General features: G+C 72.6%; 22 protein-coding genes, 1 pseudogene and 1 riboswitch. Of the genes and pseudogenes, 11 read left to right on the forward strand and 12 right to left on the reverse strand.

The window, feature by feature from the left end:
* A pseudogene (locus tag KBX08_RS09185) lies at positions 1-1085 on the reverse strand (peptidase S8); the annotation flags it as partial.
* Positions 1086-1227: 142 nt separating this feature from the next.
* Between KBX08_RS09185 and KBX08_RS09190 the strand changes: the two are divergent.
* Positions 1228-3093 (forward strand): glycerol-3-phosphate dehydrogenase/oxidase, encoded by a 1866-nt coding sequence (locus KBX08_RS09190; protein ID WP_210782400.1) that lies wholly within the window; start codon positions 1228-1230, stop codon positions 3091-3093.
* 88 nt (positions 3094-3181) lie between these two features.
* Positions 3182-3718: a hypothetical protein gene (locus KBX08_RS09195; protein WP_210782402.1), complete on the forward strand. Its 537-nt coding sequence runs from the start codon at positions 3182-3184 to the stop codon at positions 3716-3718.
* A gap of 10 nt (positions 3719-3728) precedes the next feature.
* On the opposite strand, the gene KBX08_RS09200 is transcribed toward KBX08_RS09195, so the two are convergent.
* On the reverse strand, positions 3729-5129 hold the full coding sequence (locus KBX08_RS09200; protein ID WP_210782404.1) for an FAD-binding oxidoreductase: 1401 nt from the start codon (positions 5127-5129) through the stop codon (positions 3729-3731).
* A 68-nt stretch (positions 5130-5197) separates the two neighbouring features.
* Between KBX08_RS09200 and KBX08_RS09205 the strand changes: the two genes are divergently transcribed.
* A complete protein-coding gene (locus KBX08_RS09205; protein ID WP_210782406.1) occupies positions 5198-5482 on the forward strand; it encodes a DUF4031 domain-containing protein in 285 nt (94 codons plus the stop codon).
* Here KBX08_RS09205 and KBX08_RS09210 read toward each other — a convergent pair.
* Positions 5454-6110: a metal-dependent phosphohydrolase gene (locus KBX08_RS09210; RefSeq protein WP_307850491.1), complete on the reverse strand. Its 657-nt coding sequence runs from the start codon at positions 6108-6110 to the stop codon at positions 5454-5456. The genes KBX08_RS09205 and KBX08_RS09210 overlap by 29 nt on opposite strands.
* A gap of 106 nt (positions 6111-6216) precedes the next feature.
* Between KBX08_RS09210 and KBX08_RS09215 the strand changes: the two genes are divergently transcribed.
* Complete coding sequence (locus tag KBX08_RS09215; protein ID WP_210782410.1) at positions 6217-7452, forward strand: aromatic acid exporter family protein; 1236 nt, start codon at positions 6217-6219, stop codon at positions 7450-7452.
* A 25-nt stretch (positions 7453-7477) separates the two neighbouring features.
* Here the strand turns inward: KBX08_RS09215 and KBX08_RS09220 are convergent, their stop codons facing one another.
* Complete coding sequence (locus KBX08_RS09220; protein WP_374101934.1) at positions 7478-8755, reverse strand: aminotransferase class V-fold PLP-dependent enzyme; 1278 nt, start codon at positions 8753-8755, stop codon at positions 7478-7480.
* A gap of 46 nt (positions 8756-8801) precedes the next feature.
* Positions 8802-8922: riboswitch (SAM riboswitch) on the reverse strand.
* A gap of 23 nt (positions 8923-8945) precedes the next feature.
* On the opposite strand from KBX08_RS09220, the gene KBX08_RS09225 reads away from it, so the two are divergent.
* Complete coding sequence (locus KBX08_RS09225; protein WP_210782412.1) at positions 8946-10436, forward strand: PrsW family intramembrane metalloprotease; 1491 nt, start codon at positions 8946-8948, stop codon at positions 10434-10436.
* A 47-nt stretch (positions 10437-10483) separates the two neighbouring features.
* Here the strand turns inward: KBX08_RS09225 and KBX08_RS09230 are convergent, their stop codons facing one another.
* Together KBX08_RS09230 and KBX08_RS09235 are read right to left on the reverse strand one after the other, a co-directional pair.
* Positions 10484-10651: a hypothetical protein gene (locus KBX08_RS09230; protein WP_167337262.1), complete on the reverse strand. Its 168-nt coding sequence runs from the start codon at positions 10649-10651 to the stop codon at positions 10484-10486.
* A gap of 93 nt (positions 10652-10744) precedes the next feature.
* A complete protein-coding gene (locus KBX08_RS09235; RefSeq protein ID WP_091402887.1) occupies positions 10745-11083 on the reverse strand; it encodes a co-chaperone GroES in 339 nt (112 codons plus the stop codon).
* Positions 11084-11188: 105 nt separating this feature from the next.
* Between KBX08_RS09235 and KBX08_RS09240 the strand changes: the two genes are divergently transcribed.
* Positions 11189-12553: an AI-2E family transporter gene (locus tag KBX08_RS09240; RefSeq protein WP_238689032.1), complete on the forward strand. Its 1365-nt coding sequence runs from the start codon at positions 11189-11191 to the stop codon at positions 12551-12553.
* A gap of 98 nt (positions 12554-12651) precedes the next feature.
* On the opposite strand, the gene KBX08_RS09245 is transcribed toward KBX08_RS09240, so the two are convergent.
* Positions 12652-14856, reverse strand: coding sequence for an ATP-dependent DNA helicase (locus KBX08_RS09245; RefSeq protein ID WP_210782416.1), 2205 nt, complete (start codon positions 14854-14856; stop codon positions 12652-12654).
* Positions 14857-14959: 103 nt separating this feature from the next.
* Between KBX08_RS09245 and KBX08_RS09250 the strand changes: the two genes are divergently transcribed.
* Positions 14960-15466, forward strand: coding sequence for a DUF402 domain-containing protein (locus KBX08_RS09250; protein WP_210782417.1), 507 nt, complete (start codon positions 14960-14962; stop codon positions 15464-15466).
* A gap of 24 nt (positions 15467-15490) precedes the next feature.
* On the opposite strand, the gene sigJ is transcribed toward KBX08_RS09250, so the two are convergent.
* Complete coding sequence (gene sigJ / locus KBX08_RS09255; protein WP_210782419.1) at positions 15491-16456, reverse strand: RNA polymerase sigma factor SigJ; 966 nt, start codon at positions 16454-16456, stop codon at positions 15491-15493.
* 189 nt (positions 16457-16645) lie between these two features.
* Between sigJ and KBX08_RS09260 the strand changes: the two genes are divergently transcribed.
* The 3 genes from KBX08_RS09260 to KBX08_RS09270 all read left to right on the forward strand — a co-directional run bounded on the left by KBX08_RS09260 (position 16646) and on the right by KBX08_RS09270 (position 19353).
* Entirely contained in the window at positions 16646-17587 is a 942-nt protein-coding gene (locus tag KBX08_RS09260) for a PPK2 family polyphosphate kinase (protein ID WP_210782421.1), read from the forward strand.
* Between the two features lie 127 nt (positions 17588-17714).
* On the forward strand, positions 17715-18341 hold the full coding sequence (locus tag KBX08_RS09265; RefSeq protein ID WP_030327784.1) for a DUF47 domain-containing protein: 627 nt from the start codon (positions 17715-17717) through the stop codon (positions 18339-18341).
* 4 nt (positions 18342-18345) lie between these two features.
* Positions 18346-19353: an inorganic phosphate transporter gene (locus KBX08_RS09270; RefSeq protein WP_210782423.1), complete on the forward strand. Its 1008-nt coding sequence runs from the start codon at positions 18346-18348 to the stop codon at positions 19351-19353.
* A 56-nt stretch (positions 19354-19409) separates the two neighbouring features.
* Here KBX08_RS09270 and KBX08_RS09275 read toward each other — a convergent pair whose 3' ends face one another.
* The gene (locus KBX08_RS09275; protein ID WP_210782425.1) at positions 19410-20378 is read right to left on the reverse strand and encodes a Gfo/Idh/MocA family protein; all 969 of its coding nucleotides are present in this window, start codon (positions 20376-20378) and stop codon (positions 19410-19412) included.
* Positions 20379-20460: 82 nt separating this feature from the next.
* Here KBX08_RS09275 and KBX08_RS09280 point away from each other — a divergent pair, with 82 nt between their 5' ends.
* Entirely contained in the window at positions 20461-21294 is an 834-nt protein-coding gene (locus tag KBX08_RS09280) for an NUDIX domain-containing protein (protein ID WP_210782427.1), read from the forward strand.
* Positions 21295-21479: 185 nt separating this feature from the next.
* On the opposite strand, the gene pstB is transcribed toward KBX08_RS09280, so the two are convergent.
* Genes pstB through pstC form a run of 3 tightly spaced genes read right to left on the reverse strand, consistent with a single transcriptional unit; the run spans position 21480 to position 24450 of the window.
* Complete coding sequence (pstB, locus tag KBX08_RS09285) at positions 21480-22256, reverse strand: phosphate ABC transporter ATP-binding protein PstB (protein WP_112584183.1); 777 nt, start codon at positions 22254-22256, stop codon at positions 21480-21482.
* A gap of 17 nt (positions 22257-22273) precedes the next feature.
* Positions 22274-23362, reverse strand: coding sequence for a phosphate ABC transporter permease PstA (gene pstA / locus KBX08_RS09290; RefSeq protein WP_210782429.1), 1089 nt, complete (start codon positions 23360-23362; stop codon positions 22274-22276).
* The gene (gene pstC, locus KBX08_RS09295; protein WP_210782431.1) at positions 23359-24450 is read right to left on the reverse strand and encodes a phosphate ABC transporter permease subunit PstC; all 1092 of its coding nucleotides are present in this window, start codon (positions 24448-24450) and stop codon (positions 23359-23361) included. The genes pstA and pstC overlap by 4 nt, the downstream gene beginning before the upstream one ends.
* Positions 24451-24476: the final 26 nt, after the last annotated feature.

Consider the following 24476-nt stretch of genomic DNA (forward strand, 5'->3'; position numbering starts at 1 on the left):
GGGCCGAGCGCGGCCAGGCCCACGCGCCCGCCGGTCGCCGCTCGGCCGGCGCGGGTGGCGGCGGCCGGATCGGAGGTGGCCGGGTCGGAGCCGGCTGGGTCGGCAGCGGCCGGGTCGGAGCCGGCCGGGTCGGCAGCGGGCCGCCAGGTCGCGGCCCAGAGCGCGGCCAGCGCGAAACCCACCGGCGGCACTGTCAGCAGCGCGGGCAACTGCGCGCCGGACTGGCCGGTCCCGGCCGCGAGCAGCAGCAGCGTCACCCCGGCGACCAGGCCGCCGACCAGCACCAGCCGAGCCGGCCGAGGCGGTCGCCCTACCGCGAACTGGGCCCAGAAGGGGGTGTCCAGCAGAGTCGCGGCCAGCACCCCGAGCGCGGCGGCCGCCAGCACCGCGAGCGCGGTCTCCAGGAGGCCGCCGAGCGCGCCCAGCCAGGCCCACGGCAGCAGCAGCGCCAACCCGGCGGCGACCGCGAGCAGCGGCACCGGGCCGGGTCGGCGAACGCGCCGTCCGACCGGCTCCGCGCTCCCGGTGGCCTCGGGCCGCGCGGCGTCGCCGGTCCCGGTGGCCTCGGGCGGGGTGGCGTCGCCGTCTGCGCTGGCCTCGGGCGGGGCGGCGTCGCCGTTTCCGGTGGGTGCCGGGCCGCCGACCGAGCCAACCAGCCCGGGGTACGCCCACCGGCGCGCCGACCAGCGCACGGCGAGGGCACCGAGCAACGCGGCGCCGGCCAGCGCGGCGAGGTACGCCTCGTGGTGCACCGGCGGCACGGCCCGCAGCAGTGTGAGCACGCCGAGGGCGAGTGCCCCGATCAACCAGGCCCGCCCGGTGGCCCGGACCGCGCCCGACCGGGGCAGGAGGGCCAGCAGCAGGGCGGGCGTGCCGGCCAGTACGACGGTGGCCAGGCCGAGCACCGGCCAGAGCCAGCCGAGCCGGTCCCGCCCGAAGCCCAGCAGCACCTGATCGGTGAGCCAACCACCGGTCTGGGTGCCCACTGTGACCGCAAGCGTCCAGCAGCCCGCCAGCACGGCCGCGACCACCGGCCACGGGGAACCACGGTCGCTGAGGCCGGGGTGCACAGGTTGACCTTGCATCCGAGAACCTTACGACTACGACGAAGGGTTTCGACCCGACCGTCGGGTTCCGGGGAAGATCTCCTATCGGTTGGCCTGGATCGGGTAGCGAGACGTGTCGTGCGCTTCGGAGCAGGTGGGCGCGGTGCGGGGCGGGCGGCGAATGTCGACACGGTGGCTCGACGGTTACGGTGGACAGGTGCGCGACCCCAATGTCTCCCGATCCGTCGCCGGTCAGCTCTCACCGGTCCGCCGTGCGTCCGACCTGCGCCGACTGCGTGCCGAGCGCTTCGACGTGCTGGTCATCGGGGGCGGGGTGACCGGAGCCGGTGCCGCCCTGGACGCGGCGTCCCGTGGCCTGAAGGTGGCGCTGGTCGAGGCGCGTGATCTTGCCTCCGGGACCTCCAGCCGGTCCAGCAAACTCATCCACGGTGGCCTGCGCTACCTGGAGCAGTTGGAGTTCCACCTGGTCCACGAGGCGCTCACCGAGCGCGGCCTGTTGGCCACCCGGCTCGCGCCGCACCTGGTACGCCCGGTGCCGATCATGGTGCCGCTGCCGGCCGGGCGGGGCCTACGGGACCTGCCGGCCCGGGTCTTCCGCCGCTCGTACTATGGCGCCGGGGTGGCCGCGTACGACGCCTTCGCCGGAATCTTCGGCGGTGGCCGGGGCATGCCCCTGCACCGTCACCTGACCCGGGAGGGTGCCCGGCGGATCTTCCCGAGTCTGCGGGCCGACGCGCTGGCCGGGGCGATCCGCTACTACGACGGGCAGGTCGACGACGCCCGGCTGGTGGTCACCCTGGCCCGCACCGCGGCCAGCCTCGGCGCCACTGTGGTGAGCAGTGCCCGCGCCGTCGGGTTGATCCGGCAGGCGCGCGAGGTGACCGGCGTCCGCGTCCGGGACCTGGAGGCGCCGTCGGGCTCGCCGGACGCGGAGTTCGAGGTGCAGGCTCGCACCGTCATCGCCGCCACCGGCGTGTGGAGCGACGACATGTCCCGGATGCTCAACGACGTGGGCCTGCGGCCCGGCGTCCGGGTGCGCGCCTCCAAGGGGGTGCACCTGGTGGTGCCCCGCTCGGCGATCACCGGCGAGACGGGGCTCATCCTGCGTACGGCGAGTTCGGTGCTCTTCGTCATCCCGTGGGGCGGGCACTGGATCATCGGCACCACTGACACCGACTGGCGGCTGGACCGTTCCCACCCGGCCGCCTCGGCCCGCGACATCGACTACCTCCTCCAGCAGGTCAACACAGTGCTGGACCGGCCGCTGACCACCGCCGACATCGAGGGGGTGTACGCCGGGCTGCGTCCGCTGCTGGCCGGCGAGGCCGACTCGACCTCGAAGCTCTCCCGCGAGCACGCGGTCTTCGAGCCGATGCTCGGGCTGTTGCTGGTGGCCGGCGGGAAGTACACGACGTACCGGGTGATGGCGTCCGACGTGGTCGACCGGGCCGCTCGCCGACTCGGTGGCGCTCGCGCGTCGCGTACCGCCGACCTGCCGCTGCTCGGCGCCGACGGGTACCCGGCGATGTGGCGGGACCGGGCCGACCTGGCACGCCGGCACGGTGTGCCGGTGGGCGTGGTGGAGCACCTGCTGGAGCGGTACGGCACCCTCACCCTGGACCTGCTGGCGCTGGTCGACGCCGATCCTCTGCTGGCGTCCCCGCTGGCTGGTGCTCCGGAGTATCTGGCGGCGGAGGTCGCCTACGCGGCGCGGGCCGAGGGCGCGCTGCACCTGGAGGACGTGCTGACCCGGCGGACCCGGATCTCGTTCGAGACCAGCCACCGGGGGTTGGAGTCGGCGGAGCACACCGCCGAGTTGATGGGCGCGGTGCTCGGTTGGGACGCGGCGACCCGGGCGCGCGAGGTCGAGCACTACCGGGCCCGGGTGGAGGCGGAGCGGCAGTCCCAGTTGATGCCGGACGACGCGGCGGCGGACGCGGCCCGCCTCGGTGCTCCGGACGTCCGGGGTTACGCGGCCGACCGGGGCGACGACGATCAGGCGGAGCTGCGCCCGTCCGCTCGATGACGAATTGCGACGTTACCGATGGGTAACCATCGATACCGGCCCGGATGGTGGTTTCGAACGCTACCTACGGTGGGGTAGGTTTCCGCGCGTGCTACCCCGCGCGCACCCTCGTCTGCTCGTACCCCTGCTCGCCGTCGCGCTCGTCGGCGCCCTGACCGGGTGCTCCCTCTTCGACGGAGACAAGCCGAGCACCCCGGTGGCGCAACCGACCGCCGGCACTGCGGGTGGCGGCTCGCAGCTGGAGATCCCCACCACTGTCGCCGCCGGTCAGGTCAGCCTGCTCCAGCGGCTCGGCGAGGACGGGCCGATGCGCACCCTGAGCGTCGAGCGGAACGGCGCGTGGCAGTGCGTCGACTGCGCCGGCGACGGCGTGACCTCCCGGGGCACCCTCGCACCGGAGCTGACCGAACGGCTCCAGGTGCTGCTCGCCAACCCGGCGCTGGCCGACGAGACCGACCAGGCCCGGCGGTACCGGACAACCTGCATCGACGCGCTGACGTCCAGCCTCATCACCTCGGCCGGGCTGATCACCTCGCAGGACTGCCCTGGCGAGGAGCTCACGCCGGTCGCCGGGGAGATCCTGCTGCTGCTCACCCAGGCGACCCCGGCCGAGGTCAAGGGCTGACCGCAGCCGGTCAGAGCACCTTGCCCGGGTTGAGCAGGCCGGCCGGGTCGAGCGCCGACTTGATCGCCTGGTGCACCCGGACACCGACCGGCCCGATCTCCCGGGCCAGCCAGTCCCGCTTGAGCAGCCCCACCCCGTGCTCGCCGGTGCAGGTGCCGCCCAGGTCCAGGCCGAGCCGCATGATCTCGTCGAAGGCCCGCCGACCCCGCTCCACGCTCGCCGGGTCGGCCCGGTCGACAACGATGTTCGGGTGCATGTTGCCGTCCCCGGCGTGCCCCACCACGCCGATCGGCACCTCACACTCGGCCGCGATCCGGGCGACCCCGTCCAGGAGCGCGGCGAGCGCGCCGCGCGGCACCGCCACGTCGTCGATCACCAGACCGCCGTTGCCGCCCGGGTAGGCGTCCGCCGCGAACTTCTCCATGGCCGGGTGGGCCAGCCGGCGAGCCTGGAGCAGCGCCGCCGCCTCCACCGCGTCGGTGGCCGCGTAGACCTCGTCGGCACCGACGGCCTCGCACACCTCGGCCAGCACGGCCAGGTCGTCCGCCGCCCGGGAGCCGGTGTCGGCGGCGGCCAGCAACAGGGCCTGCGCGTCGGTCCGCAACCCCATCGGCTGGTACGCCTCGATCGCCCGCAGGTGGGTCTGGTCCAGCAACTCCAGCAGGCTGGGGGTGAGCCCGCGAGCCGCGATCTCGGCCACCGCCGCGCCGGCCGTGGCGGTGGATCCGAAGACCGCCACCAGGGTCAGTGAGTCGGCCCGGGCGGGCCGCAGCGCCACTGTCACCTCGGTGATCACGCCGAGGGTGCCCTCCGAACCGACGAACAGTCGGGTCAGGTCGTAGCCGGCCACCCCCTTGGCCGTACGCCGGCCGGTGCGCAGCACCTCACCGGAGGCGAGCACCACCTCCAGGCCGAGCACGTACTCGGTGGTTACTCCGTACTTCACACAGCACATGCCGCCGGCGTTTGTGGCCACGTTCCCGCCGATGGTGGACGACTCCCAGGAGCCGGGATCCGGCGGGTACCAGAGGCCCTGTTTCGCCACCGCCCCGGCCAGGGCCGCGTTGACCACCCCCGGTTGGACCACCGCGATCCGGCTCACCGGGTCGATCTCCCGGATCTCGTTCATCGCGACGGTGCTGAGGACCACCGCGCCCTCCACAGCGTTCGCCGCGCCGGCCAGCCCGGTCCGCGCGCCCTGCGGCACCACCGGTACGCCGTGCCGCGCCGCCGCCTGGATCACGGCGACCACCTGCTCGGTGTCGCGCGGACGGGTCACCACCAGCGGGACGCCGGCGGCGCACAGGTCGGCCTCGTCCCGCTGGTGCATGCGCAGCAGGTCCGGGTCGGTGAGCACGGCGTCGTCACCGAGCGCGGCGCGCAGGTCGTCGAGGAGCGCGGTGGGGGCCATGCAGCCGAGGCTAGGTCGCCGACCGGCGATCATCAACATGATCGACTGGGCGGGATAACTTGGGCAGCATGCTCTACCTGGACCGGCCTGCCTGGCCGTGGCGCGGTCGGCTCTGGTCGCACCTGATCAGTGACGTCTCGTACGCCGAGCTGCACGCGTTCGCCGAGGCGCTCGGCGCGCCCCGGCGCGGATTCGACCGGGACCACTACGACATTCCGGCCGACCGGTTCGCGGCGGCGGTGTGGCTCGGCGCCCAGGTGGTGCCGAGCCGGGAACTGGTCCGGTTGCTCCGCGCCGCCGGTCTGCGTCGGCCGAAGCACCTGGTCAGTCCGCGGTCTCCGGTGCCCCGGTGAGGGTGGCCAGCTCGCGGCGCACATTGTCCCGGGCGGGCTCTTCCCACCGGCTCGCCAGCGGTGGCGACCGGAACAGCGCGGGCAGCGACAGCAGGCCGGTCAACACGGCGGCCCGCCCAGCCCGGAAGGCCGGCTCCGGCACATGGGCGTACTCCCGGCGGATCGCCGCCGCGTAACGCTCGTAGCGGGCCGGCGGCGCGGCCAGCACGGCCAGATCCGCGTCGCAGAGCAGCGCGCCGTCCCGGTCTCCCGGTGCCACAGCGTGCCCGGCGGTGAGCAGCACCAGCCGGCGCACCTCGGCCACCGTGGGCGCCGGCACCCCGAGCCCGGTGAGCACGCTCTCGGCCAGTGCGGCGCTGTCCCGTTCGTTGGTGTCGCCGGCGGCACGGGGGTCATAGACCACGTCGTGGAACCAGGCCGCCAGCCGGACCGCGTCGGCCCGAGCGGCCAGGTAGGCGTGCTGGTCCACCACATCGAGCACCGCCGTCAGGTGGGCCACCGTGTGGTATTGCCGGTGCGGCTCCCGCCACCGGACGATTACCTGCTCACCGGCCCTGGTCGTGCTCGGGTCGGGCCTCGCGCCGGCACCTCGGGCCGCCGCCCGCCAGCGATCCAACAGATCAACCACCGTCCGAGTCTGCCGCATCCGCCCGCGACGCGCGGGAAGGGAGGGTTCAGCGGGCCCACCACGGGTAGTCGCGCCCATGGCCGTGGCCCGGGACAAGCGACAGCCCATGGTGCGACGTACCGCGCTGCGCAACGGGTTGGTGGACATCGACGGCGCGCGGATCGCCGAGGCCACCGAACAACTGCGCCACCGCGGCCGGGCCACCCTGCACGACCGACTGCACCGGGTACGGATGGCCGGCGGACTCGCCGTCCAGGCCGGGCTGGCCGCCGGGCTCGCGTACCTGATCTCGCACAAGTTGCTCGGCAACCCGCAACCGGTCTTCGCGCCGATCTCCGCGGTCGGCACCCTGGCCGCGTCGGTCGGCCAGCGGTTCCGCCGCACGGTGGAGCTGATCGTCGGGGTGGGGGTCGGGGTGGCCGTCGGCGACCTCCTGATCTACCTGCTCGGCACCGGGGCGTGGCAGCTCGGCCTGGTGGTCACAGTGGCGATCCTGCTCACCATCTTCGCCGGAGCGAGCGTGGCCATCGTCATCCAGGCGGCGGCCACGGCGGTGCTGATCGTGACGCTGAGCCCCTCCACCAAGGATCTGGAGATCCCCCGCTTCGTCGACGCGTTCCTCGGCGGTGGGATCGCGCTGCTGGTCACGGCGGTCCTGCTGCCACTGAACCCACTCCGAGTGATCAACCGGGCGGCCCGCCCCGCCCTGGACCTGCTCGCCGCCCAACTCGACGCCACCGCCGACGGGCTGCGCAACCGGGACCGCGCCGCCATCCAGGGCGCACTGGAGAGGCTGCGCAACAACAAGGAGGAGTTGGCCACGTTGGGCGAGGCGATCGAGGGGGCGAAGGAGACCGCCACCCTCTCCCCGGCCCGCTGGCACCGCCGCGACGAACTGACCCACTACGCCGAGGCGGCCGACCCGATCGACCGGGCGATGCGCAACAGCGGCACGCTGATCCGCCGGTCCGTCACGCTCGTCGAGGACGAGGAACCGGTGCCCGATCCCATGCCGGACGCGATCGGCCACCTCGCCGAGTCGGTCCGGCTGCTCAAGCACGAGTTCGCCGCCGGTGAGGAGCCGGAGAAGGCCCGGGAGCGGTCGCTGCGGGCGGTCAGTGAGGCCGGCCGGGCGTACGGCGACGGGGTGGGCTTCTCCGGCAGCGTGGTCATCGCCCAGATCCGCACCACCGCCAGTGACCTGCTGGTCGCCTCCGGGATCGAGCAGGAGGAGGCGAACCGGTGGATCCGCACCGCCTTCGGAGAGCAGGAGCGCCCGGTCGGTGAGCCCGCCGAGCCTGGCGAGACACCGAAGCCACCCACCGCCCCGCCGGTCGGCTGAGCGGGGGGCCTGCGCCGGCCTGGCCTCAGCCCAGCTCGGCCAGCGCCGCGAGCAGCCGGTCCACCTGGGCGGCCGTGCTGCCCAGCCCGATGCTGGCACGCAGCGCGGTGGGCGGCAGGTCCCGCCGGCCGGTCCGTTCCGCCGCCTCGCCGAGCAGACGCCGGGCCAGCGGGTGGGCACAGAACAACCCGTCCCGTACGCCGATGTGGTGCTCGGCGGCCAGCCGCGTGGCCACCTCGGTGGAGTCCCACCCGGCGACCACGAACGACACGATGCCGACCCGGGGCGCGTCCGGGCCGAAGGTGCGCAGCTCGACGACGTGCGGCAGGGCGGCGAGGCCGGTCCGTAGCCGGGCCAGCAGGCCCTGCTCGTGGGCGGCCAGTGCGCCCTGATCCGCTTCGTCGAGCGCCTTGCACACCGCCGCCAGCGCGACCGCTCCGAGCAGGTTCGGGGTGCCGCCCTCGTGTCGGGCCGGGCCGGTCGCCCAGGTCACGTCGTGGGTGGCCGGCCCGACGTGGCTGGTGGCGCCGCCGCCGGCCAGGTAGGGCGGGGCGGCGTCCAGCCAGTCGGCCCGACCGATCAGCACGCCCGCGCCGAACGGCGCGTACAGCTTGTGGCCGGACACGGCCAGGTAGTCGACGTCGAGCGCGAGCAGGTCGACCGGGGCGTGCGGGGCGAGCTGCGCGGCGTCGAGCACGATCCGGGCACCGTGCCGGTGGGCCACCCGCGCCAGTTCGGCGACCGGCCACCGCTCACCGGTCACGTTGCTGGCACCGGTCACCGCGACCAGCACCGGCAACGCCGGGCTGCTGCCCCGGCGCAGCTCGGTGAGGGCGGCGGCGAGATCGCGTACCGCCCCGTCGGGGTCGCTGGGCACCGGCAGCCGCACCGACCCGCGCGGCCAGGGCAGCAGGTTGGCGTGGTGTTCGGAGGCGTTCGTGACCACAGTCGTGCCGGCCGGCACGGCTCGCGCCAGCAGGTTGAGCGCGTCAGTGGTGTTGCGGGTGAAGATCACATGATCGTCGGCGCGAGCGCCGAAGAAGTCGCCGATCGTCTGCCTTGCCTGCTCGTACGCGAGGGTGCACCGCCGCGACAGCGCTCCCGCTCCGCGGTGCACGCTGGCGTACCAGGGCAGCAGTTCGGCCACCGCGTCGGCGGCGACCCGCGCGCACGGCGCACTGGCCGCGTAGTCCAGGTTGATCTCGCCGGGCACACCGAGGACGTCGAGCGGCGCGGACGGCGCCGACGGCACTGTGGGCAGGCTGGGCAGGCTGGGCAGCGAGGGGACGAGAGTGACGGACACGCCGGAACCTCCGGGGTCAGGGACCCCGGGTGCGACATCGGGACGGGGTCCGCGCTTGCCCAGCACACCGATCGGGCTGGGCCCGGTCATCACCCGGGGCACCCCACCGCGAACTCGACGAGGGTTGCCGGCCAGCAAGCCGGGGCTTGACGCTGGCGCTCGTGACCTGCCGGCAGCATAGCGGCTACCGATGCGACCGAACCAGCCGGCGGCGGATGGCTACGCTGACCGCATGGCCGACACCCCGCCCGGTTCACCGCTGCCGCCGTCGCCCGCCGCCGCGCCTGCGCCCGCCGTCCCGCCCATGGGTGAGACGCCCCGGATGCCGCTGCGCCGACTGGGCTGGCGGCGGTTCCTGGTGCTGGCCGGGGTGGTGCTGTTGATCGCGGCGTGCGCGGTCTTCATGGTCTTCACGCTCGGCCAGTCGCTCGGTGTGCAGGCCCTGCTGATCGGGGTGGTCGCCGCCATCCTGCCGGTGCCGGTGCTGGTCGGCTGCTTCCTCTGGCTGGACCGGTACGAACCGGAGCCGTTGAAGTATCTGATCTTCTGCTTCGCCTGGGGGGCGTTCGTCTCCACCGCCGCCTCGCTCACTGTGAACGACTTCGCGGCCAACCGCTTCGCCGACTGGGGCCTGCCGTCCGCGCTCACCGGGGTGCTGGTGGCGCCGTTCATCGAAGAGCTGACCAAGGCGCTGGGCCCGATCCTGCTGTTGGTGTTCCGCCGCCGCGAGTGGTCGGGGATCACCGACGGTCTGGTCTACTGCGGGCTCGCCGCGGTCGGCTTCGCGATGGTGGAGAACATCCTCTACCTGGGCGGGTTGGGGTACGCGTCCGGAGCCGACCGGTACGGCCCGGCCACCGGCATCCAGCAGGTCATCGCGATCTTCATCCTGCGGATCCTGCTGTTCGGGTTCGCCCATCCCCTTTTCACAGCGATGACCGGTGTGGGGTTGGGTATCGCCTCCCGGACGGCGGACCGGCGCATCCGGGTGCTCGCCCCGATCGCCGGCCTGCTGCTGGCGATGATGCTGCACGGCACGTGGAACCTGCTGCCCACGCTGACCCAGGCCACCGGCGAGGCCATGATCATGCTGTACGGCTTCCTGGGCCTCATGGTGCCGGTCTTCTTCGGCACCGTGGGGCTGGCGCTGTGGCTGCGCGCCTGGGAGGGGCGGCTCACCGAGCGGGTCCTACCCGACTACGTAAGCGCCGGCTGGCTCAGCCCGCCCGAGGTGGCTGCCCTGAGCAGTCTCGGCCGGCGGCACGCCGCCCGCAGTTGGGCGCGGCGGGTGGCCGGTGACGCCGGGGTGCGGGCGATGCGGGGTTACCAGTCCGCGGCGACCCGGCTGGCCCTGCTGCGCGACGGGGCGCTGCGTGGCCTGGACCGCAAACCCGCCGACCAGGAGCGGACCGCCCGCGAGGAGCGGGAGCTGCTGGACGCGATCACCGAATACCGGTCGTTCTTCGTGGGTCGGGACCCGCAGGCCCCGGCGGGGGTCTGGGACGGCAGCCGCTACCACCTGCGCTTCCCGGACGGCACGCAGCGCGCGGTGGACGCCCCGGACGAGCCGGTGGTGCCGATCCCGGTGGTGCTCGCTCCCGCCCCGGCTCCGGTGGGGTATGCCCCGCCCGGTTGGCCCGGCCTGCGCCCGGCGTCCCAGTGGCCGCCGACGCACCCCTGACAGCGGCAACTGGCGGCCGGCGGCCGACGGTAGGCAAGCAGTGCGGCTCAGGTCATCAGCGACGTGAGGAAGTCACCGAGGCCCTGGAACATCGCGATCAGCGCGGCCCCGATCGCCCGGAACATCTGCGCGGCGCCGTCCGGCCGAAAGGCCATGAAGTAGATCAGGAACGCGACACTGCCCCAGGTCAACAGCTTCTTCACGAATACCGGCATCGTCCCTCCCCAGGGCCACGGTCGCCGGATGGCTTCCCGTCGTGCGGCTGGGCAAACGGTGCGCGACGGGGCCTGGTGGCCGGGGGAGGTGCGTCAGAGGTAGAGGCCGGTCGAGTCGTTCTCGATCCGCTCGGCGGCCACGGCGTGCACGTCCCGCTCCCGCAGCAGCACGTAACCGCGGCCGTGCAGCTCGACCTCGGAGCGCTCGTCCGGGTCGAAGAGCACCCGGTCGCCGGAGACGATGGCGCGGACGTTCGGCCCCACCCCGACCGCTGTGGCCCAGGCGAGGCGCTTGCCGACCGCGGCGGTCGCCGGAATGACGATGCCAGCGGTGGAGCGGCGTTCGCCCTCGCTGCCCTCCATCCGCACGAGCACGCGGTCGTGCAGCAGGCGGATCGGCAGGCCGGCGTCGAGATCGTTGTCGGCGGTCACGTCGCAGACGCTACCGTGTGGCCGACGGTGGCTGGCCGGTGGTTACGCCGGAGGTGGTCGGGGCACTGTGTGGCGGAACCGCCCTACGGTGTCGGGAACGGACGTATGCTGTCCGACCTGTCGCCGTCGGCGGGCCGGGTTTTCTGCCAGGAGGTGCGCTTGAGCCGCTTCGAGCGGGTACGCGGGCGGCTTCGCCGCGCCTACCAGTCACGACAGGAGTCGGCGCGCGCCGACGAGGGCGTCTCCGCTGACGCGCTGAACGATGCGTCGGAGGCGGCCCGGGTGGCGTCGCCGGCCGTACCGGGGCCGACCGCGCCGTCGAGCGCCACTGTCTACGGCGCGGAGCCCCCGGTGGACCTGCACAGCTCCACCGCCAGTCGGGACGACGCCGACGTCCCGCACGGGCTGCGGATCGCCGCCGCGTGGTGTTGGCGACTGATCGTGATCGGCGTGGTGGCCTGGGCCCTGCTGATGATCGTCAGCAGGATCAAGATCGTGATCATCCCGCTGGCCATCGCGCTGCTGCTCTCCGCGCTGCTCGCGCCGGCGGTGGGCTGGCTGCTGCGGGCCCGGTTCCCCCGGTCGCTGGCGACGGCGGTGGTGCTGGTCGGCGGCCTGGTCGCGGTGATCGGCACGCTGACGCTGGTGGTCAACGAGTTCATCCGCGGCGTGCCGGAACTGAGCGAGAAGTCGTCCGAGGGTGTCCGGCAGATCCAGGACTGGCTGAAGACGGGCCCGCTGCACCTCTCCGACGGGCAACTCGACCGCTACATCGACGAGGCGCAGGCCTGGATCAACGACAACACCTCGAAGTTCACCAGCGGCGCGCTGAGCACCGCCGCGACGCTGGCCGAGGTGCTGACCGGCACGCTGCTGGTGCTCTTCGCGACGTTCTTCTTCCTGCGTGACGGCAACCGGATCTGGCGCTTCCTGGTCCGGCTGCTGCCGGTCGCCGCCCGGTGGAAGGTCGACGACGCCGGCCGCGCCTCCTGGCACACGCTCGGCGCGTACGTCCGAGCGACAGTGCTGGTCGCCTTCATCGACGCTGTCGGCATCGGCATCTTCCTGGTCATCTTCGACGTCCCGTTCGCCTTCCCGCTGGCCGCGCTGGTCTTCCTCGGCGCGTTCATCCCGATCGTCGGTGCGGCGCTCTCCGGCGGCGTGGCGGTCCTGGTGGCCCTCGTCGACAGCGGCCCGGTCACCGCGTTGATCATCCTTGGCGCGGTGATCGGCGTACAGCAGATCGAGGGGCACGTGCTCCAACCGTTGATCATGGGCCGGGCGGTCGCCCTGCACCCGCTCGCGGTGATCATCGGTATCGCCGCCGGTGTCGTACTCGCCGGGATCACCGGCGCGCTGGTCTCCGTGCCGCTCATCGCGGTGCTGAACACAGCGGTCCGCCGGCTTGCCGCCCGCAGGGTGCCGGACACCCCGCCCGACGCCGTTGTCGTCGCCTCCCAGGCCCCCTAGACCCGCAGATCACGCAGGACCATGAAAAGAGTGGTCTCCCGCCAGCGGGAGACCACTCTTTTCATGTTGTAGCGCGATCCTGGTCCTGCCCAAGCGGGTCAGGACTTGGCCAGGCGTTCCAGGGCGCCCCGGGCCACCTCGGGGCGGGTCGTGTACCAGAAAGGCGGCAGCGAGCGGCGTAGGAACGGCCCGTAGCCTCGAGCCGTCTCCAGCCGGGAGTCGAGCACCGCTACCACGCCCCGGTCGCCGGTCGCCCGGATCAGCCGACCCACGCCCTGGGCCAGCCGCACCGCCGCGATCGGCACGCTCACGGCGGAGAAGCCGGAGCCACCGCCCGCGTCCACCGCCGCCGCGCGGGCCGCCGCCAGCGGTTCGTCCGGGCGAGGGAAGGGCAGCCGGTCGATGACGACGAGCTGGCAGGCGTCGCCCGGCACATCCACCCCCTGCCAGAGCGACATCACCCCGAACAGGCAGCTGGCGCGCTCCTCGCGGAAGCGACGCACCAGCAGCGGCAGCGCCTCCTCGCCCTGGAGCAACACCGGCAGGTCGGTCCGCGCGCGCAACAGCTCCGCCGCCTGCTGCGCGGCCCGCCGGGAGGAGAAGAGCCCGAGAGTACGACCACCGAGCGCCTCGACCAGCCCGAGCAGCTCCTCTCCGGCAGCCTCGGGCAGCCCGGAGACGCTGGGGCGGGGGAGGTGCGCGGCGACGTACAGGATGCCCTGCCGGGCGTAGTCGAACGGCGAACCGACGTCGAGTGACCGCCACCCGGGGCCCTCGGTGGCCGGGACGACGGCGTTCGGTGTGACGTCGCCGGCGAGGCGACGGCCCGGCGCCTCGGCAGCCGGCCGGCCGGGACCGGTGCGGGCGGCCAGTGCGGCCGCGGCGGGGGTCGGTGGGGCGGGCGGTGGCGCGTCCAGCCCGAGGGCGCGGGCGACAGTGTCGAACCGGCCGCCCAGCGCCAGGGTCGCCGAGGTGGCCACGACTGTGCGTTCGTCGTACAGGTGGGTGGCGAGGGTGCCGGCCACCGACAGCGGCGCGACCACCAGTGCCCGGCGGTTGCCGCTGTCGTTCTTCTCCACCCAGGCCACGTCGTGGTCGCCCTCCTCCAGTAGCCGCTGCGCGGTGGTGGAGAGCTCGTCCAGGGCGGCCTTGGCCTGCTGCTTGCGGACCGGGTCGGGGTCGTCGGACTTGATGTCGCCGATGGCGTCCAGGGCGGAGCGGGTCGCCGCGTCGAGCAGCGTGCACGCCTCCCGCAGTGGCGTCGGCAGCCCTGCGGTGATCCGCCCGGCCGGCGCCTCGGCCAGCCCGACCGCCAGGGCGTCGCCGGCGGCGGTGAGCGCCTCGGCGGTCTCCGGGCGCAGCAGCGTACGGGCCCGACGGGTGGTCCGGTCGATCAGCTCCGGCACCAGCTCCGCCTGGGCGGCGGAGGAGACCCGGTCGGCCAGCTCGTGCGCCTCGTCGACGATGAGCAGCTTGTGCGGCGGCACGATGTGCCGGTCGGCGAGCATGTCGACAGCGAGCAGGCTGTGGTTGGTCACCACGATGTCGGCCTCCCGGGCGCGGGCCCGCGACGCCTCGGCGAAGCACTCCTGCCCGAACGGGCAACGGGCCGCGCCGACGCACTCGCGGGCCGGCATCGACACCAGCCGCCAGGCCTGGTCTTCGACGCCCGGGTCCAGCTCGTCCCGGTCGCCGGTGGCGGTCTTCTCGGCCCAGTCGCGCAGCCGCTCGACCTGCTTGCCCAGCCGTCCCGCCTCACCGAGCCACTTCGTTCCGCCGCCGGGTCGCGCCGCGGGGGTGTCGAAGAGAGTGTCCTCCGGCTCCTCCTCGGTGGAGTTGTCCAGTCGGGCGAGGCAGAGGTAGTGGTGGCGGCCCTTGAGCACGGCGAAGGTGGGCCGACGGCCGAGCACCGGCTCGACCGCGTCGGCGAGCCGGGGCAGGTCGTGGTCGACCAGCTGGGACTGCAACGCCAGGGTGGCAGTGGAGACCACCACCGGGCCGTCCACAGTGAGCGCCGGCGCGAGGTACGCCAGCGACTTGCCGGTGCCGGTGCCCGCCTGCACGAGCAGATGCTCGCCGCCGGCCACGCACTCCTCGATCGCCGTGGTCATCTGCAACTGGCCAGGGCGCTCCGCGCCGCCGGGCACCGCGCCGACCGCCGCCGCCAGCAGCTCGGTGCCACTGGGTCGGGCACCCCGCCGCCGGCCCTTGGCACGGGCCGACGGGGTGGCGGAACCGGTGGCGGTGCGGGGCGGAGTCACCGTGCGACGGTACCCGGCGCCGCCGACACCGACAGCGCCCATCCGCCGCGTGGCGCGACGCCGACCGCGGCGGGCGTTGCGGCCGACCCCGTCCGGTTACGGCCGCGCTACGACGCGTTGGGCTGTATCGGTTAGGGTGCGAATCATGCCGAGCGACATGGTCCGCGTGATCTACCGCAAGTACGACGGCAGCGCACACCGCGACTACCCGGCCCGCCGGCTCACCGAGGACGATCTCGGCATCTGGCTCGGGGTGCCCGAGGGCACCGAGTCGGTCTACCACGGCCGGCCCTCGGTGGAGAAGATTCCGTTCGTGCTGTTGGTGCCACACCGCGCCTGGTGGACGGCCATGTTCAACCCCCCGCCCCGCACCAGCGAGGTCTACTGCGACATCACGACCCCGGCCCGCTGGGAGTCCGACGACATCGTCCACCTGATCGACCTGGACCTGGACGTCGTTCGGCGTCGGGCCACCGGCCGGGTGGAGCTGCTCGACGAGGACGAGTTCGCCGAGCACCGGGCCCGGTTCGGCTACCCGGACGACGTGGTGGCCGAGGCCGAGGCCGCGGCACAGCGGCTGTTGGGGGCCCTGGGCGACGGCACCGAGCCGTTCGCCACCGCGTACCGCAAGTGGTTGGCTCTGGTGGTCTGAGGCCGCACGCCCGCTCGGGCCGGCTCACCAGCGTGGAGGCCAGCCGTCGTCGGCCGTCAGCGGCGGCAGGTCGGTCAGCTTCTCCGGGTTGAGCTGGTTGTAGACGGCGGTGATCCGGCCCTGGTCGACAGCGAACGCGGTGACCAGGCGGATCGGTCGTCCGTCGCTGTGGGTCGTCTCCAGCTGCAGGCCGAGAATGCCGTCGACGAGCACTGGCCGAGCGAGCACCCGGTCGGCGTACCGACCGGTCCGGCCGAACAGGCCGAGCGTGAGGCGAGCCACGGAGGCCGCCCCGAGCACCGGCCGGCGGGCCGCCGGGAAGTGCCCGCCCGAGTCGCCGACGAAGACCACGTCCGGCGCGAGCACCTGAAGCAGTTGGTCCAGCTCGCCGGACTCGGTGGCGGCGACGAACGCCTTGAGCACCCGACGTTGCTCGGCCGGGTCGGCGGTGTGTCGGGGTACGTCCGGCGAGGTGACCGCCCGTCGGGCCCGGGAGGCGAGCTGCCGGGCCGCCACCTCGGTGGTGCCGAGCACCCCTGCGACCCGGGCGAACGGCAGCGCGAACACGTCGTGCAGCACGAGGGCGACCCGTTGCTCCGGCGCGAGCCGCTCCAGCACCACCAGCAGCGCCGTGCCGACCTCGTCGGTGCGCACCGCCCGCTCCGCCGGGTCGGGCGCGTAGCCGTCGGCCGGCGACCGGCCGCCCAACGGGCTCACCACCGGCTCCGGCAGCCACTGCCCCGGGTACGCCTCCCGGCGCACCCGGGCCGAGCGGAGCACGTCCAGGCAGATCCGGGCGCAGGTGGTGGTCAGCCACGCGGACAGGTCCCGGATCTCGGCGCGGGCCGCCGGGTCGGCCAGCGCCCCGGCGTAGCGCAGCCAGGTCTCCTGCACCGCGTCCTCCGCCTCGCTGCGGCTGCCCAGCATGCGGTGGGCCACAGCGAGCAGCCGGCCCCGCTCGGCCTCGAACTCCGTCGCCAGCTCCCGCACGACCCATCACCCCTTCCGGTCGGCGTCCCGGCCTACATCCTCCCGCCGAGTGGGCCCGCCGGCAGCCCCGAAACGGCCCGGTGGACCGGTGCCTGCCGTGGGCGCAGATCGGTCGGTGCCGATCAGCGGGCCAGGTTCGGAGGTGAGCCTCGGCGGGCGGAACGGTTGTGAGTGGGCGATGATCCGTGCATGAGCGCACCCCAGCAAGAGCAGATCGTGGCACCGGACGGCGGTTCCGTGCGGGACCTGCTGCGGGTCACCGCGCCGGTGGATCTCGGCGCGATCGACCCGCGGTCCATGCCCGGCCTGCCGGAGCCCGCAGGCCGCGGCGAGCACCGTAAGACCTGGGCGCGGGAGCAGGTGGAGCTGGTCGGCGAGGAGTTGGGCCGGCAGCAGGAGATGCTCTTCGCGATGGCCAAGACCGGGTCGGAGCGGCCGGCGCACCGGGTGCTGCTGGTGCTCCAGGCCATGGACTGCGGCGGCAAGGACGGCACGATCAAGCGGGTGGCCGGCGCGATGAACCCGCTGGGCCTGCACATCCGCTCGTTCGGGCCGCCGACCCGCCAGGAGCTGCGGCACGACTTCCTCTGGCGGATTCGCCGGGAGCTGCCACCGCCGGGGTACGTGGGAATGTTCAACCGTTCGCACTACGAGGACGTGCTGATCGCCCGGGTCGGCTCGCTGGTGCCGGAGGCGACCTGGCGAGCCCGCTATGACGAGATCAACTCGTTTGAGCGGGAGTTGACCGAGAGCGGTGTCACCCTGATCAAGGTGATGCTGCACATCTCGTACGCCGAGCAGGGCAAGCGCCTGATGGACCGGCTCACCGACCCGCGCAAGCACTGGAAGTACAACCCCTCCGACATCGACTCGCGAGGGCACTGGGACGACTACCAGGCCGCGTACGCCGAGGCCCTGAGCCGGTGCGGCACGGACGCCGCGCCCTGGTTCGTGGTGCCGGCGGACCGCAAGTGGTACCGGGACTGGGCGGTGGCCCACCTGCTTCGTGAGACGTTCGACACGCTCGAACTGGGGTATCCGGCTGCCGATTTCGACGTCGCGCGGGAGCGGAAGCGCCTGTTGGCTGGGGGAGTGGGTGCGGGTGGGGCGGCCGAGATGAACGGCAGGTGAACGAGCGGTGAATGGTGCCTGGCCAGGGGTGGGCCGGCGAATTCCCGGTTCTGGCGTTTCCTAGCATTCACCGAGCGGGCGCTCTCGGGTGCCGCCACCCTTCCACCGACGCGACGAGGTCTGTGCTGTGAAGTTTTCCTTCCGCCCCACCGAGGGCGCCTTCTACGAGCTCTTCACCAGGGCCGCGCAGAACCTGGTCCGGGGCACCGCGCTGCTCAACGAGCTGGCCCTGCCCGGCGTGGACGTGCAGTCCGTCAGCGAGCGGCTGACCGAGGTCGAGCACGACAGCGACCAGATCACCCACGAGCTGTACAAGAAGATCAACTCAACGTTCATCACCCCGTTCGACCGGGAGGACATCTACCGGCTCGGCTCGCTGCTGGACGACGTGATGGACCACCTGGAAGCGGTCGGTGACCTGCTCTACCTGTACGGGCTGACCGAGCTTCCGGCGCTGCCCCGCGAGCTGCACGAGATGGTCAACGTGCTCGACCAGCAGGCCAAGCTGACCGCCGACGCGATGCCCCGGCTGAAGTCGATGAAGGACCTCGAGGACTACTGGATCGAGTGCAACCGGCTGGAGAACGAGGGCGACCGGATCAACCGGCAACTGCTCGTCCGGCTCTTCTCCGGTGAGTACGACGCGTTGACGGTGCTGAAGATGAAGGAGGTCGCCGACGAGCTGGAGGCCGCCTGCGACGCCTTCGAGCACGTGGCCAACACCGTCGAGACCATCGCCGTCAAGGAGTCCTGAGCCGGTGACTCCCGAACTCATCGCCGTGCTGGCGGTGATCGCGGTGGCCCTGGCGTTCGACTACACCAACGGCTTCCACGACGCCGCCAACGCGATCGCCACCAGCGTCTCCACCCGTGCACTGACACCTCGGATCGCCCTCGGGCTCGCCGCGGTCGGCAACTTCGTCGGCGCCCACTTCGGCGCCGGCGTGGCCAAGACCGTCGGCGACGGTCTGGTCACCCTCCCCACCGGGGTGAGCAGCCTCGGGGTGGTCTTCGCCGGTGTGCTCGGCGCGATCGCCTGGAACCTGATCACCTGGTACTTCGGTCTACCTTCGTCGTCCTCGCACGCGCTCTTCGGCGGCCTAGTCGGCGCGACCCTGCTCTCCACCGGCGGCATCGTGCAGTGGGTCAACATCGGCGAGAAGGTGCTGCTGCCGATGGTGCTGTCGCCGATCGTCGGCCTCACCCTCGGCTACCTGCTGATGCTGGCCATCCTGTGGCTGTTCCGGAAGGGGCAGCCGGGCAAACTCAACCGGGGCTTCCGCTGGGCGCAGACCGCCTCGGCGGCCGCCATGTCGGTCGGCCACGGCATGCAGGACGCCGCCAAGACCATGGGCATCGTGGTGCTGGCGCTCTACACCGGTGGTTTCCAGGAGAGCAAGACGCACATCCCGGGCTGGGTGTTCTGGACCTCGGCGACGATGCTGGCCCTCGGCACGTACGCCGGCGGCTGGCGGATCATCCGTACCCTCGGACGCAAGATCATCGACCTGGGGCCGCCGGAGGGCTTCGCCGCTGAGACCGTCGCCAGCGCAGTGCTCTACTTCAACGCACTGGTGCTGAAGGCGCCGATCTCCACCACCCACACCATCACCTCGGCGATCATGGGTGTGGGCGCGACCAAGCGACTCTCCGCGGTCCGCTGGAACGTGGCCGGCAACATCGTGCTCGCCTGGATCATCACGTTCCCGGCCTCCGCGCTGATCGCGTGCGTCACCTACCTGCTGGTCCGGCCGCTCTTCGGCTGAGTTTCCGGAAGGGCCCCCGGTCACGGTCCAGCCGTGGCCGGGGGCCCTTCCGCTGTTCAGACGTAGCGCACGCCGATCTGCTCGCGGACCGTGTCCAGCAGGGTCATCACCTCGAGGGTCGTGGCATGCGGTACCGCTGGGCTCTCGGTCAGGCCGGCGGCCAGGCAGCGCTGCACCTCGATCGCCTCGTACTGGTAGCCGTTGCCGGCCCCGTCGGCGACGATCGTCTCCGGCTCCGCGCCGGCCCGGTGCAGGGTCACCGAACCCGGCCGGAAGAACGGCTCCGGCAGGTCGATCCGCCCCGTGGTGCCCGTTACCGAGGCGGTCTGCCCGCTCAACCCGACCATGCCGCAGCTCAGCGTTGCCAGGGCTCCGGTGTCGTAGCCGAACAGCATGCCCGTGTTCTCGTCCGTCCCCTCCGGGCCGAGCTGCGCCCAGGACCGGACGTGCTGCGGCACCCCGAGCAGCAGGTGGGCCAGGCTGATCGGGTAGATCCCCAGGTCGAGCAGGGCGCCCCCGCCCAGCGCCGCGTTGCGCATCCGGTGCTCCGGCGGGAACGGCCCGGCCACCCCGAAGTCGGCCCGGACGCCGGTCACCGTGCCGATCGCCCCGTCCGCGATCAGCTCGACCACCCGCAGGATCAGCGGGTTCAGCCGCATCCACATGGCCTCCATCAGGAAGACCCCGGCGGCGCGGGCAGTGTCGATCAACTCGGTGCTGGTGGCCAGGTCGAGGGTGAACGGCTTCTCCAACAGCACCGCCCGCCCGGCGGTGAGGCAGGTCATCGCCGCCTCGTAGTGCGCGGAATGCGGGGTCGCCACGTAGATCGCGTCCACCTCCGGGTCGGCGGCCAACTCCACCCAGGAGCCGTAGGCACGCTTCGCGCCGTACGTGTCGGCGAAGCGCCGCGCGCTCTCCGCGGCGCGGGAACCGACCGCTACCAACTCGGCGTCCGGCACCAGCCGGAGGTCTTCGGCGAAACGGCTGGCGATGTGGCCGGTGGCCAGGATGCCCCAACGAGTCATGCCGGAACGCTAGCCGAGCCAGGTGAACCCCCCACTGCCCGGCCGACGACCAGTTCATCCGGCGGGAACTAGGCTCGCGGGCATGACGATCGACAGTGACGGCTTCGCCGCCCCGGCCGCCCTGGTCGAGCACGCCCGCCGGTTTCAGGCAGAGGGTGGCATTCCGGCGACGCCGCGGGTCGCGGCCACCGTCTTGCTGCTGCGTCCGAGCGAGGCCGACTTCGAGGTGTACGTCATCCGCCGGGTCGCCGCGATGACCTTCGGCGGGATGTACGCCTTCCCCGGGGGCGGGGTGGACCGCTCCGACTCGGAGGCGCACCTGGACTGGGCCGGCCCGACGCCGGGCGAGTGGGCGGACCGGCTCGGCGTCGCCCCGGAGGCCGCGCAGGCGGTGGTCTGCGCCGCCGCACGGGAGGTTTTCGAGGAGGCCGGCGTCCTGCTCGCCGGTCCGAACCGGGAGACCGTGGTGGGCGACGTCAGCGGCGACGACTGGGAGGCAGCACGGCAGGACCTGGAGGGGCGCCGGCTGGGCTTCGCGGCGCTGCTCGCCGACCGTCAGCTCACCCTTCGATCGGACCTGCTGCTGCCGTGGAGCCGGTGGATCACTCCCGAGTTCGAGCCGCGCCGCTTCGACACGTACTTTTTCATCGCCCTGTTGCCGGCGGGCCAGCGGACCCGCGACGTCTCCGGCGAGGCCGACCACACCCTGTGGATCCGGCCGGCGGACGCGCTGGCCCGCGCGCAGGCCGGCGAGCTGACCATGCTGCCACCGACAGTCGTCACGCTGGCCCAGGTGGCCGCGGCCGGTGACCTGGCCGGGGTGGCGCGGGCGGCGGCCGGTCGGGACGCCGCCACCCCGGTGACCCCGCGCCTGGACCTACCCCCGGACGGCGAACCCCGCTTCGTCCTGGGCTGACTCCACGCACCGCCCCCGCTCCGCGATCTTGCGCTTTCTGTCGCGACATAAGGGGCATCCCACTCATCTCGACAACCGAAACTGCAAGATCGGCGCGATCTTGCTCGACGGGGCGGTACTGGTGCTGGAGATGGGACCGGCGCCCACGCCAGGAGGCGGGGCGCCGGTGACCGGACCAGGTCGGCTCAGCCGAAGCGGCCGGTGATGTAGTCCTCGGTCTTCTTCACGCTCGGGTTGCTGAAGATCTTCTGGGTGTTGTCGTACTCGATCAGCCGGCCCGGGTCGCCGGTCTTCTCGATCGAGAAGAAGGCGGTCCGGTCCGAGACACGCGCTGCCTGCTGCATGTTGTGCGTCACGATGATGATCGTGAACTTGTCCTTGAGCTGGAACATCAGGTCCTCGATCGCCAGCGTGGAGATCGGGTCCAGGGCGGAGCACGGCTCGTCCATCAGGACGACCTGCGGCTCGACCGCGATGGTCCGGGCGATGCAGAGCCGCTGCTGCTGACCGCCGGAGAGGCCCGCGCCGGGCTTGCCGAGCCGGTCCTTGACCTCGCCCCACAGGTTCGCGGCGCGCAGGGCCTTCTCGGCCGCGTCCTCCAGGATCGACTTCTTGCGGACCCCGTTGAGCTTCAGCCCGGCCACCACGTTCTCGAAGATGCTCATGGTGGGGAACGGGTTCGGCCGCTGGAAGACCATGCCGATGGTGCGGCGGACCGCCGTGACGTCCACGTCCCGGTCGTAGATGTCCTGGTCGTCGATGGTCAGGCTGCCCTCGACCCGGGCCCCCGGCAGCACCTCGTGCATCCGGTTGATCGACCGCAGGAACGTGGACTTGCCGCAGCCGGACGGCCCGATGAGAGCGGTGACCGTCTTCGGCTCGACAGTCAGGTTGATGTTCTCGATTGCCTTGAAGCCGCCGTAGTACGCGGTGACGTTCGAGGCGGAGACGCGCTTGGCCATGGTGGTACCTCCGGGGTTCATCGGCTGAGCCTGTTGCGACGGGCCAGCAGCTTCGCCGCGATCGTCAGGATGAGCACGAGGGCGACCAGGGTGAGTGCCGCGGTCCACGCCCGTGCCGGGGCGTACTTCGACGCGTCGCCGGCCTGCTGGTAGACGAAGAGGGACAGCGACGACTGGCTGTTCTCGAAGGGGTTGGTGTTGATCGCGGCGCCACCGCCGGCGACCAGCAGCACCGGCGCGGTCTCACCGGCCGCGCGGGCGATGGCGAGCATGACGCCGGTGACGATGCCGGGCAGCGCCGTCGGCAGCACCACCCGCAGGATGGTCTTCCACTTGGGTACGCCGAGCGCGTACGCGCCCTCGCGCAGTGGTGCCGGTACGAGGCGGAGCATCTCCTCGGTGGACCGGACGATGGTGGGCAGCATGAGCACGCTCAGCGCGAGCGCGGCGGCGAAGCCGGAGAAGCTGGGCCGACCGTCGTTGAACCACGGCGACACGATCAGCACCCAGAACGCCAGCACGAAGAGGCCGGAGACGATCGACGGGATGCCGGTCATCACGTCCACGAAGAACCGGATCGCGAAGGCGAACTTGCCGCGCCCGTACTCGACGATGTAGATCGCGCAGAGAACGCCGAGCGGGACGGTGATCAGGGTGGCGATGCCGACCTGCTCCAGCGTGCCGACGATCGCGTGGTACGCGCCGCCGTTGGCGTCCCGGGCCCCGATGTTGTTCATCGAGGTCTGGAAGAAGTTGACGTCCAGTCGGTCGGCGCCCTTGCTGACCAGCGTCCAGACCACCGACACGAGCGGCAGCACCGCCAGCACGAAGGCGGAGTGGATCAGTGCGCTCCAGGTGCGGTTGCGCGCCGATCGGCGCCCCTCGACCGCGTTGGCGGCGGCGAAGAGCCCGACCAGGTAGAGGATCGCGCCGAGGACGACCACGAGGACCGGGCCGCCGATGCCGGTGCCGTAGACGATCACGGCGGAGAGCGCCAGGGCCGCCACGGCGATGGCCGGGGCGGCGTACCAGGGCAGCCGCTTGGCCCGCAGCGAGTCGGGCTGGGCCGGCGGCCGGGTGCGGTGGGAGGTGGCGGTTGTGGTCATGCGGCCGACTCCGTGAACTCCCGGCGGCGGTAGATGATCGCCCGCGCCGTGATGTTGACGATCAGCGTGATGGCGAACAGCACCAGGCCGGAGGCGATGAGCGCGCCCCGGCCGGTCTCGTTCGCCTCGCCGAACGCGTTGGCGATGTTGGCGGCGATGGTGTTGCCGCCGTTCTGGATCAGGTTGAACGAGATGCCGAAGGTGATGCCGAGGGTCAGCGCCAGGGCGATGGTCTCGCCGAGCGCCCGGCCGAGGCCGAGCATCATCGCGGCGATGATGCCGGGGCGGCCGTAGGGGAGCACCGCGGTGCGGAGCATCTCCCAGCGGGTGGCGCCCAGGGCGAGGGCGGCCTCCTCGTTCGCGGTGGGCGTCTGGAGGAACACCTCGCGGGAGAGCGAGGTGATGATCGGCAACACCATGATCGCGAGTACCAGGGCGCCGAGCATGACGGACGCCCCGAAGGGGCCGTCGCCGCCGAAGAGCGGGATCCAGCCGAAGTGCTGGTTCAGCCAGACCGAGAAGTCCCGGACGGGGCTGCTGAAGACGTCCCGCCCCCAGAGGCCGAAGACCACGCTCGGCACTGCGGCGAGGAGGTCGATCAGGAAGCCGAGCGCGGTGCCCAACCGGCGCGGCGCGTAGTGCGAGAGGTAGAGGGCGATGCCCAGCGCCACCGGCACCGCCATGAGCAGTGCCAGCGCCGAGCTGAGCACGGTGCCGAAGGCGAGCGCACCGATGCCGAACTTCGGCTCCGTCTCGTTGGGCGACCAGCCCTCGTAGGACCAGAAGTTCTCGGTGTTGGCGTGTAGGGCCGGCACCGCCTTGACGACCAGGAAGATCGCGATGGCGGCGATGATGACCAGAACGGCGGTGCCGGCGGCCAGGGTGAGACCGCGGAAGGCCCGCTCGGCGCCGAACCTACGGCTGCGCGGCAGTGCGCCGCCGCCGCCCAGCCCGGTGCCGCCCGGGGAACGGGTGCTGACTGGTGCCTCGGCCACACGCGCCGAGGCACCGGCGGGCCACTCGTGACTCTGGGTCACGCGCGTCCCGCCGGTGCCGGCGTCGGCCGAGCGGTGGGGGGTGTCACCCATCTGCTCGCTCGATTCGATTGCGGAGT

The sequence above is a fragment of the Micromonospora sp. H61 genome (assembly GCF_018070325.1).
In the GTDB taxonomy this organism is placed as follows: Bacteria; Actinomycetota; Actinomycetes; order Mycobacteriales; family Micromonosporaceae; genus Micromonospora; species Micromonospora salmantinae.

Coding starts and splice junctions, on each gene's coding strand:
- KBX08_RS09190 (WP_210782400.1), top strand. CDS start 1,228: ATGTCGACACGGTGGCTCGACGGTTACGGTGGACAGGTGCGCGACCCC.
- KBX08_RS09200 (WP_210782404.1), bottom strand. CDS start 5,129: ATGGCCCCCACCGCGCTCCTCGACGACCTGCGCGCCGCGCTCGGTGAC.
- KBX08_RS09205 (WP_210782406.1), top strand. CDS start 5,198: ATGCTCTACCTGGACCGGCCTGCCTGGCCGTGGCGCGGTCGGCTCTGG.
- KBX08_RS09215 (WP_210782410.1), top strand. CDS start 6,217: ATGGTGCGACGTACCGCGCTGCGCAACGGGTTGGTGGACATCGACGGC.
- KBX08_RS09225 (WP_210782412.1), top strand. CDS start 8,946: ATGCGACCGAACCAGCCGGCGGCGGATGGCTACGCTGACCGCATGGCC.
- KBX08_RS09230 (WP_167337262.1), bottom strand. CDS start 10,651: ATGCCGGTATTCGTGAAGAAGCTGTTGACCTGGGGCAGTGTCGCGTTC.
- KBX08_RS09240 (WP_238689032.1), top strand. CDS start 11,189: ATGCTGTCCGACCTGTCGCCGTCGGCGGGCCGGGTTTTCTGCCAGGAG.
- KBX08_RS09245 (WP_210782416.1), bottom strand. CDS start 14,856: ATGGGCGCTGTCGGTGTCGGCGGCGCCGGGTACCGTCGCACGGTGACT.
- KBX08_RS09250 (WP_210782417.1), top strand. CDS start 14,960: ATGCCGAGCGACATGGTCCGCGTGATCTACCGCAAGTACGACGGCAGC.
- KBX08_RS09260 (WP_210782421.1), top strand. CDS start 16,646: ATGAGCGCACCCCAGCAAGAGCAGATCGTGGCACCGGACGGCGGTTCC.
- KBX08_RS09275 (WP_210782425.1), bottom strand. CDS start 20,378: ATGACTCGTTGGGGCATCCTGGCCACCGGCCACATCGCCAGCCGTTTC.
- KBX08_RS09280 (WP_210782427.1), top strand. CDS start 20,461: ATGACGATCGACAGTGACGGCTTCGCCGCCCCGGCCGCCCTGGTCGAG.
- pstB (WP_112584183.1), bottom strand. CDS start 22,256: ATGGCCAAGCGCGTCTCCGCCTCGAACGTCACCGCGTACTACGGCGGC.
- pstA (WP_210782429.1), bottom strand. CDS start 23,362: ATGACCACAACCGCCACCTCCCACCGCACCCGGCCGCCGGCCCAGCCC.
- pstC (WP_210782431.1), bottom strand. CDS start 24,450: ATGGGTGACACCCCCCACCGCTCGGCCGACGCCGGCACCGGCGGGACG.